The sequence below is a fragment of the uncultured Limnohabitans sp. genome (genome assembly GCF_937889215.1).
GTDB lineage: Bacteria > Pseudomonadota > Gammaproteobacteria > Burkholderiales > Burkholderiaceae_C > Limnohabitans_A.
The window spans coordinates 1-8,530 of sequence record NZ_CALBEX010000174.1 but is presented as its reverse complement, the minus strand read 5'-3'; the positions used below and the strand labels follow the sequence as shown (position 1 = coordinate 8,530).

The 8,530-nt window shown below is 61.9% G+C and carries 9 protein-coding genes and 1 pseudogene; 5 read left to right on the top strand and 5 right to left on the bottom strand.

Annotation, left to right across the window (positions count from 1 at the left end):
* Positions 1-284: pseudogene (locus Q0341_RS04520) on the bottom strand (tRNA epoxyqueuosine(34) reductase QueG); the annotation flags it as partial.
* A gap of 36 nt (positions 285-320) precedes the next feature.
* Between Q0341_RS04520 and tsaE the strand changes: the two are divergent.
* Positions 321-893, top strand: coding sequence for a tRNA (adenosine(37)-N6)-threonylcarbamoyltransferase complex ATPase subunit type 1 TsaE (gene tsaE, locus Q0341_RS04515; protein WP_299510874.1), 573 nt, complete (start codon positions 321-323; stop codon positions 891-893).
* Positions 883-2,271 (top strand): N-acetylmuramoyl-L-alanine amidase, encoded by a 1,389-nt coding sequence (locus Q0341_RS04510; RefSeq protein WP_299510873.1) that lies wholly within the window; start codon positions 883-885, stop codon positions 2,269-2,271. The genes tsaE and Q0341_RS04510 overlap by 11 nt, the downstream gene beginning before the upstream one ends.
* A 153-nt stretch (positions 2,272-2,424) precedes the next feature.
* Here the strand turns inward: Q0341_RS04510 and Q0341_RS04505 are convergent, their stop codons facing one another.
* Genes Q0341_RS04505 through Q0341_RS04490 form a run of 4 tightly spaced genes read right to left on the bottom strand, consistent with a single transcriptional unit; the run spans position 2,425 to position 5,577 of the window.
* The gene (locus Q0341_RS04505; RefSeq protein WP_299510872.1) at positions 2,425-3,096 is read right to left on the bottom strand and encodes a transaldolase family protein; all 672 of its coding nucleotides are present in this window, start codon (positions 3,094-3,096) and stop codon (positions 2,425-2,427) included.
* Entirely contained in the window at positions 3,093-4,307 is a 1,215-nt protein-coding gene (locus Q0341_RS04500) for an ROK family transcriptional regulator (RefSeq protein ID WP_299510871.1), read from the bottom strand. Before Q0341_RS04500 ends, Q0341_RS04505 begins: the two co-directional genes overlap by 4 nt.
* 47 nt (positions 4,308-4,354) lie before the next feature.
* Positions 4,355-4,795, bottom strand: a complete 441-nt coding sequence (locus Q0341_RS04495; protein WP_299510870.1) for an RbsD/FucU domain-containing protein — start codon at positions 4,793-4,795, stop codon at positions 4,355-4,357.
* A complete protein-coding gene (locus tag Q0341_RS04490; protein WP_299510869.1) occupies positions 4,789-5,577 on the bottom strand; it encodes an ATP-binding cassette domain-containing protein in 789 nt (262 codons plus the stop codon). The genes Q0341_RS04495 and Q0341_RS04490 overlap by 7 nt, the downstream gene beginning before the upstream one ends.
* Positions 5,578-5,742: 165 nt before the next feature.
* Here Q0341_RS04490 and Q0341_RS04485 point away from each other — a divergent pair, with 165 nt between their 5' ends.
* The 3 genes from Q0341_RS04485 to Q0341_RS04475 all read left to right on the top strand — a co-directional run.
* Positions 5,743-6,747, top strand: coding sequence for a sugar ABC transporter substrate-binding protein (locus Q0341_RS04485; RefSeq protein WP_299510868.1), 1,005 nt, complete (start codon positions 5,743-5,745; stop codon positions 6,745-6,747).
* Positions 6,748-6,910: 163 nt separating this feature from the next.
* On the top strand, positions 6,911-7,855 hold the full coding sequence (locus Q0341_RS04480; RefSeq protein WP_299510867.1) for an ABC transporter permease: 945 nt from the start codon (positions 6,911-6,913) through the stop codon (positions 7,853-7,855).
* A gap of 21 nt (positions 7,856-7,876) precedes the next feature.
* Positions 7,877-8,530 (top strand): PfkB family carbohydrate kinase (locus tag Q0341_RS04475; RefSeq protein WP_299510865.1); only part of this gene is annotated, 654 nt, incomplete at its 3' end.

Here is an 8,530-nt window from a genome sequence, read left to right as displayed (position 1 = left end):
GACACCACCGCCTCCCCTGGCTGCAAACTGCGGGCGGTTTCGTGCGCCAACCAGTCAGGCGGGGTGTCATGAGGCAAGTAGTCCATGCGGGCGGTGATCACGCTCACTGTGCCCGGCACCAGCTCGGACGGGCGGGCTCGATTGAGCCCGTGCGCCGCCATGTAGCCCATGCTGCCGTGAAAACCCGCCGCCAACCAAGCCAATAATCCGGGCTCTGCCGAGGACAAATCGATACCCGTCACGCCAATTTGGGACAATCCCAGCTCACGCGCCCAGATCTGGATCTGGGGCCACAGTTCAAGAAGGTCGATTTGAGTACGTTGAGCAGTCACCCGTCGATTGTAGAAAGCCCCGCAGCCCCAGCGCATTGGGAGGGTTTGTGGCTGCATGAAGCCGACACCCAAGCCTTTGCCGAGCAGCTGGCGCAAGACCTCGGACAATGGCCGGGCGGGCGCGATGCGCGCATTGAGCTGCGCGGCAACCTGGGCGCGGGCAAGACCACCTTGGTGCGCCACCTGCTGCGCGCCGCCGGGGTCACGGGGCGCATCAAAAGCCCGACTTACGCCGTGGTCGAGCCGCACCAAGCCGTCAAACCTGCGGTCAACCCAGAGGCCACAAGCGATGCCGTCTGGCACATCTGGCATTTTGACTTTTACCGTTTCAACGACCCACAGGAATGGGAAGACGCCGGCTTTCGCGACATCTTTGCCGGGCCAGGCCTGAAACTCATGGAATGGCCAGACAAAGTGGCCGGGCAACTGCCCCCGTCCGATTGGGTGATCGCACTCGATGCCATTGATGAAAATCAGCGACAGGTCAGCATCAGCACAGGCACAGAGCGCGGCCAGTTGTGGCTGCAAGCGTGGATTCAAGGTGCAGACCATGCGCCGTGACCGCCGTGGCCTGCTCAAGGCTGGTTTTCTGGTGCTGAGCCTGGGCACCGCGCAGCTCGCTCGCGGGGCCAACATGCTGGCGGTTCGCGTCTGGCCTGCGCCCGATTACAGCCGCGTCACACTCGAATCGGACGCGCCCATCCAAAGCACCCAGACCTTCATCGACTCGCCGCCGCGCCTGGCGGTGGACATTGAAGGCATGCAGCTGAACGCCACTTTGCGCGAGCTGGTGGGCAAGGTGCAAGCGTCCGACCCGAACATTGCCGGCATCCGCGTGGGCCAGTTCAGCGCCAATGTCGTGCGCTTGGTCATTGACCTCAAGCACGCCATTGCGCCGCAAGTCTTCAGTCTGCAACCCGTGGCCCCCTACGCCCACCGCCTGGTGCTCGACCTCTACCCCAGCCAAGCCATTGACCCGCTGGAGCAGCTGATTCAAGAGCGCATCACCGCCAAAACACCCAAGTCAACCGACGGCTTGCCGGCCATCAGCGCCTCCGTGAACGACCCCTTGGGCGATTTGATTGCACGGCAAACGCAAGCGGGCGTTGCCGGCTTGCCACCGGCATCCACACGCCGCCCAGAGCTGCTGCCGCCAGCGGGCACCTACATGGACGCCCCCGGCAGCGCTGCACGGCCGGTTGCCCAGCCGCACACCGACCGCTTGATCGTGGTCGCCCTGGACCCCGGCCACGGCGGTGAAGACCCCGGCGCCATCGGGCCGGGCGGGACCCGAGAAAAAGATGTGGTGCTCAAGATCGCCAAAATGCTGCGTGACCGCATCAACGCCAGCAGCATCAATGGCAACCCAATGCGGGCCTTCATGACCCGCGATGCCGACTTTTTTGTGCCCTTGCATGTGCGTGTCCAAAAAGCCCGCCGAGTGCAAGCCGACCTCTTTGTCAGCATCCATGCCGATGCGTTCTACACCCCCAGGCCACAAGGGGCCAGCGTGTTTGCACTGAGCCAAGGCGGCGCCTCCAGCAGCGCGGCGCGCTGGATGGCACAAAAAGAAAACAAAGCCGACACGATCGGCGGCGTGAACCTGGGCGGGCAGGATGCGCAAGTGCAACGCGCCTTGCTCGACATGAGCACCGCCGCACAAATCAAGGACAGCTTGGCGTTGGGCGGCAGCCTGCTCAGCGCCATTGGCAGCGTAGGGCGCCTGCACAAGCCTCGCGTCGAGCAAGCGGGCTTTGCCGTGCTCAAAGCACCCGACATCCCCAGCGTGTTGGTCGAAACCGCCTTCATCAGCAACCCCGAAGAAGAGGAAAAGCTGCGCAGCGAGGCCTACCAACGGCAACTCACCGAAGCGCTGCTGCGCGGCATCTTGCAGTATTTTTCGCACAACCCGCCACTGGCGCGCAACCGGGGCATTTAAGGGCCAAAAGCAACGCCCCTTGTCGCTCGGTGTCGTGAGGGTCCGACATTCCTTCATCTTGGAATTCAGGCCTTTGGGGTCCGACAGCAACCCCTTCGCGAAGCGACGTTTTCAAGAGGCGACGGTACACAACGTCGGACCTGAAGGCACGGCCTACAAAACCGCGTTTTGGCTCGTTTGCACGTCCCTGTCAAACTGCACCATGGCCGCCATGGTAAGTGGGTCGGTGGCCAGCTCAGCGGCAAAATCGGGACGTACAGTGACCGCCTGCGCACCCATTGCGATCAGCCGCGACAACACATCAGCCGACTTGATGCTGGCGGCCAGCAACTGCAGGCCATCGGCTTGCACCGCCACGCAGGCCTCGATCAAGGCCCACACATCGCGTCCATCGGCTTGCAAACGGCCCACATAGGGCGCCACATAACTTGCCCCTTGCGCCCTCGCCCACAGCAATTGAACCGGGTTGGCCAAACCCGTCAACAGTGTGGGCACGCCCTGTGCCTGCACCTCACGCAACACGGCTTGCCAGTCGGGGTGACAGGGCAATTTGATGGTCAGGTGCACCTGGGCTTGCCCGGCAGCGGGCAGCAACACCGCCAGCCATTGCACGGCCTCGCGCACATCGGGATGGGGCAATTGCAGCATCAACTCGGGCATGCGGGCCTCGCCAGCCTGCGTCACCAGTCTCAAATAACCGGCCAAACTGACCGGCAAACCCGCTTGCAACACCAGCGTGGGATTGGTCGTGACGCCCTGCACTGGCGGGCAACCGGCAGGCAAGGCCCACTGACGGGCATCGGCCGAGTCGAGGTAAAACTTCATGCGGCGTCCTGTTTGAGGAAGATGTCTTTGTCCGGAAAAAACTGGCTGTGCAAAGGCAACAAAGCGCCGCCCAAAGCGCGGGCATGCGCCCCCACCTGGCCAGTCAGCAATTGTGGCTGGTGCATGCCGTCAAAGCGGTAATCGGCCAGCGCCTCTTGCGTCGCACCCATCAGAGCGGTCATGAGGGGCGCCCCCAACGAGCCGTCCATCACCACTGCATCCAGATCAAGCAAGGCGGCCGAACTGGCCACCGTCATGGCCAGCGCCTGGCTGGCTTGGGCAATCCAAGGGGTGGTGAATGGGGCATAGGCCGGGTCCATGATGCTGTCTTGGTGTTTGAGCAGCGGGTCAAGGCCTGCCGCCATCAAAGCCTGCTCCAGCTGCCATCCCGAGGCTTTTTGCAACAACTGCGGCGGCATGCTGGCCCCGCTGTTCGCCAGCCCCACCGGCAAAGAGCCAATGGCCCCGGCGTTGCCCCGCTCGCCGTTCACGATGTGGCCAGACAACACCAAACCCCCGCCAATGAAGGTGCCGACAAACATGTACAAAAAACTGCGCACACTGCGGCCATGGCCTTGCAACAATTCGGCCACACAGGCGGCGGTGGTGTCTTTGGCAAACACCACAGGCAAATCGGTCAGCGCCCGCACTTGGGCAGGCAGGTCGATGTGCTCCCAACGGGCCAGCGCTTGGGCAGCCTGCCCACCCATCAGATCCGCCCATTTGTGCAAAGACAAAGGTGCGGTCAGGCCCACGCCCACGGTGCGCTGCCAGGCGTCGCCCATGCGCTCTTGCAAGGTTTGAAGGCCTTGTGCCATTGAGGCGAACAAATGGTCTGGGTCCGGGTAGTCGTAGTGCACCTCCAGGCGCTGCACAGGCTGGCCACAAAAGTCAGCGACCAACAACTCCAAATTGCGCCGCCCCACCTGAATGCCCACACTGAACGCGCCTTGCGGGTTGAGCGACAGCGGCACCGAGGGCTGGCCAATTTTGCCGCGCACGCGCTCTTGTTTCAGCAACAAACCGTCTGCGAGCAAACGGCCCACAATGATGGCCACCGTCTGCGTGGACAGCTGGGTCAACCGGGCAAGGTCTGCCTTGGGGATGGCCCCGTGATGGCGAATGGCCTGCAGCACGATGCGCTCATTGAACTGGCGCATGCCGACGTGGTTGGAGCCCCGCATGGCGGGGTTGGTGCTGGCGGTGTTCATGACAACAAAAGGGAGCAGACCCTGTTCAAAAGCATCTGAAAAAAACCTCAAACAAGGATCACGCCCTTGCAAAACAAAGCGTTGCCGTAAGCCGTGCCCTCGCCACTTTGCACGATCAGGCTGCAGCCTTTGATTCTCTCGTAAAAAGCGTACCGCTCAACCGGCTCCACCTGCTCTGGCTTGAAGCCCTCGGCCACCATCAGGTCCACCACCGCCTGCTGCGCCGCCGTGCGGTGGTCAGCAGCGCTGGCACACACCCGCATGAATGCCGCCGGTTGCAGCACATCAGCGGCCAGTGGCAACACCGACAACACCGCTCCACTCACCCGCGCCAAACTGTGCCCAGGCAGTCGCACCACCGGCTTGCCCAGGCTCAAAAAATCGGCTGTGAAGTTGGCATCCACCACGGCCACCCACTCGCCGTGGCCCATGGCACACAGGTGCATCAGCAACTCGGGCGTGAGCAGTGGGTCGATTCCTTTCAGCATGTGACGGCTTCCGCAGCGGGCAAACTGGCCGGGTCGATCGCACCGGTGATGAGGCCCACGATTTGCTCGGGGCTGGTTTCACGCGTCAGGCAACTGCAAATGATGCGGCCCTGGCGGAACACCCAAATGCGGTCCACCAAGTCAAACACCTGGCGCAGGTTGTGGCTGATGATGATCAGCGGGATACCCCGCTGCTTCAAACCCTTGATGATTTCTTCCACACGGGCGGTCTCTTGCACACCCAAGGCGGCTGTGGGCTCGTCCAAGATGATGAGCTTTTTGGCAAACCCCGCTGCACGGGCAATCGCCACACACTGGCGCTGGCCGCCCGACATGCCGCGCAAGCTCTCGGACATGTCTTGAATCTTCACGCCCGTGGTGGCCAGCATGGCGGCCGATTTTTCGCGCATGGCCTTGTGGTTGAGGATAGACAGCGGCCCCAAATTCAGGCGCGTGATCTCGCGACCCAAAAAAATATTGGCAGGCACATCCAAATCTTCGGCCAGAGCCAGCGTTTGGTACACCGTTTCAATACCCTGTTCTCGGGCGTCCAGCGGCGATTCGAAATTGACCTTTTTCCCCTCCAGCAAGATGGCGCCGGTGTTGGGCTGTTCGGCCCCGGTGATCAGTCGCACAAAAGTGCTTTTGCCTGCCCCGTTGTCGCCCACGATGGCGGCGTGCTCGCCCGGCATGAGCCGAAATTGCGCATCGGTCAGGGCCTTGACACCGCCGTAATGCTTGGTCAATTGTTGGATTTCTAGAACAGGTTGGGATACAGACATGGCGCGACTTTCACATGGAATGGGGCCAAGCATCGCTGATTTCAGGCCAAACCACATTAGTAAAACTACTAGGTTTACTTAATCTGGTTTTTCGATTCCAATCCGTTGGCGATCAGAGAAACGGTTTTCTGAACGAATTGACCTTCAACAACGGAGATACACCCCATGATCAACAAACGCACATTCGGCCGCCTCGCCCTCGCCGCCACCGTCGCAGCCACTTTGGTGGCCTGCGGCAAAAAAGAAGAAGCCATGCCCACGGCCGCAGCCCCTGCCGCTGCTGAACTGACGATTGCTTACATCACCAACGGCAACACCAACGAGGGCTGGACCCTGATCAACGGGGGTGCCAAAAAAGCGGGCACCATGCCCGGCGTGAAGTTCATTGAGCTGGCCGCTGAAAAAGGCGAGCTGTCCAAGCAGTTGGCCATCGTCGAAGACATGATCACGCGCAAGGTCAACGCCATTGCCATCGCCCCGGTGGACTCCGCAGGCATCGCCCCAGCTGTGAGCAAGGCGCTGGCCGCCGGCATCCCCGTGATCGCTGTCGACACCGGCATCACTGGGGCCAACATCACCTCGTACGTGGCCACCGACAACATCAAAGCCGCCAACGTGCAGGGCAAGTGGGCGGCCGAGCAAATCCAGGACGGCGACACCGTGATTTATGTCACCGGTGATCTGGGCCAGTCCACCGGACAAGAGCGCAAAAAAGGCTTTGTAGACGCGCTCAACGAAGTGCGCAAGAACGTGAAGATCGTGGAAGTGGCCACCACCTGGGACCAGACCATGGCCCAAAACGGTGTGGAATCGGCCCTGCGCGCCAACCCCAAAGCCAAGGTGATTGCTTGCGCCTGGGACGGCGGTGCCTTGGGTGCCAAGGCCGCTTTGATGGCCGCTGGCAAAAAGCCCGGCGCGGTCATGATCGCGGGCTTTGACGGCTCGCCCGGCGGCCTCGACATGATGAAAGACGGCTGGCAACAAGCCAACGCCGCGCAGATGCTGGCCAAGATCGGCGAAGTGGGCGTGCAAACCGCCATTGCTGCAGCCAAAGGCGAAAAAGTCGAAGCGCGCATCGACACCGGCTCCTTCTTGGTGCTGCCTTCCAACGTGGACCAGTTCGCTGCCGATTCCGGCGTCGGTCAGTTCATGAAAGTCAAAGCCAAGTGATGGCCCTGGGGCCGGCCTCCTGCGCCGTCCCGACATGTGTTTTCAGCGCGGCCGGCCAAAGGGCCGCCGCGCTGTTGCGATGGCCCGCATCGCGCCCCTCATTGGGCCTGCCTGTGCAGGCAAATGGCCACCTCGGGTGGTCTTCTGACAGTTAGAAATATTTATGAAATCCATCACCCGACAAGAGTGGTACGGCGCCTTTGTGGCCGTCATCGTGCTGGGCATTTTGCTCAGCATCGCCTCACCCTACTTTCTGACCACGGGCAACCTGTCCAATATCTTGGTGCAGGCGTCGGTGATCGCCTTGCTCGCCGGTGGACAAACCTTTGTGATTTTGACGGGCGGCGTGGACTTGGCCGTGGGTGCGCTCACCGCCTTGGCCGGGGCTGTGGCCGGTTACATGATGGTCAAACTCGGCGTCAATCCTTATTTGGCCATGGCCGTGGCGCTGGCCATTGGCGCTGCCGTGGGCCTGTTCAACGGCTACCTGGTGGCCTTCGTCGGCATCCCAGCCTTCATCGTCACGCTGGGCGGCCTCACGCTGTGGCGCGGGCTGGCCTTTGATTTGACCGGCGGCTTTGACAACGCAGGCCTGCCCGCGCCCTTCCCTTTCATTGGCTACGGAGATGTGTTGGGCATCCCCATGCCCACGCTCATCACAGCCATCTTCTTTGTGGTGATGGCCTTCGTTTTGTCGAGCACCAAAATCGGCCGCTACGTCTACGCCATGGGCTCCAACGAAATGGGCGCGCGCCAAGTGGGCATCAACATCCGCTGGTACAAGCTGGGCGTCTACGTCATCTCGGGGCTGGCTTGTGCCTTGGCTGCGATTGTGTTGATGGCCCGCATGGACTCGTCGAGCGGCAAGATGGCGCAAATGTTCGAGCTGGACGCGATTGCCGCCGTCATTCTGGGTGGCACCTCGCTGTTTGGCGGGCGCGGCAGCATCTGGGGCAGCCTGCTGGGCGCGGTGCTGATCACCATGATTCGCAACGGCATGAACCTGCTGGAAGTCTCACAGTTCAAACAAATGATGGCCATCGGCGCAGTGGTGATCATCGCGGTGTGGATCGACGTGGTGCGGCGCAAACACCTGCTGAAGAAATAAACCCAAGACCCTGCGCTGACCATGACCACCCCGATTTTTGTCTTGGGCGAAGCCCTGATGGACTGCATCGCCCAGCCCGACGGCCAACTGCGTCCCCTCATGGGCGGCAGCCCATTCAACATGGCCCGAGCCGCCGCTTTGCGCGGCGCTTCGGTGGCTTTCCTCAACCCCATGTCCAAGGACCTGTTTGGCCAAGCCATGGCCCAACGCTTGCAGACAGACGGTGTTCAACTGCCCGGCGGCAGTACACGCCTGCCCACCTCTTTGGCGGTGGTGAAAGTCACCGATGGACAACCCAGCTATGGCTTTTACCGCGAAGGCATTGCCGACCGCGACTACACGGTGGACGGCATCCTGGCCATGCTGCGTGCGCAAAAAACGCCGGGCATTTTGCACACCGGCTCTTTGCTGCTGATCCCGCCGGAGCACCACAAAGTGCTGGCCATCTTGCAAGCGGCTCGCGCAGAGGGTTGGACCATCAGCGTGGACATCAACCTGCGCCCCCAAGTGGCTGGCGCGTTGGTGCCCTATGTGGCCGCCTTGCAAGAGGTCATCGCCCTGACCGACTGGCTCAAAGCCAGCGACGAAGACCTGCAGACGATGGGCTTTGCAGATGTGCGGCTGGCCGAATCCGGACGCCTCGTGCAAGCGCTGCGGGCGGGCGTGCCCACCGGG

Bases quoted from the DNA above. Each gene is read 5' to 3' on its own strand.
- Q0341_RS04510 (WP_299510873.1), top strand. From the start codon at position 883: ATGCGCCGTGACCGCCGTGGCCTGCTCAAGGCTGGTTTTCTGGTGCTG.
- Q0341_RS04485 (WP_299510868.1), top strand. From the start codon at position 5,743: ATGATCAACAAACGCACATTCGGCCGCCTCGCCCTCGCCGCCACCGTC.
- Q0341_RS04505 (WP_299510872.1), bottom strand. From the start codon at position 3,096: ATGAAGTTTTACCTCGACTCGGCCGATGCCCGTCAGTGGGCCTTGCCT.
- Q0341_RS04490 (WP_299510869.1), bottom strand. From the start codon at position 5,577: ATGTCTGTATCCCAACCTGTTCTAGAAATCCAACAATTGACCAAGCAT.
- Q0341_RS04495 (WP_299510870.1), bottom strand. From the start codon at position 4,795: ATGCTGAAAGGAATCGACCCACTGCTCACGCCCGAGTTGCTGATGCAC.
- Q0341_RS04480 (WP_299510867.1), top strand. From the start codon at position 6,911: ATGAAATCCATCACCCGACAAGAGTGGTACGGCGCCTTTGTGGCCGTC.
- Q0341_RS04500 (WP_299510871.1), bottom strand. From the start codon at position 4,307: ATGAACACCGCCAGCACCAACCCCGCCATGCGGGGCTCCAACCACGTC.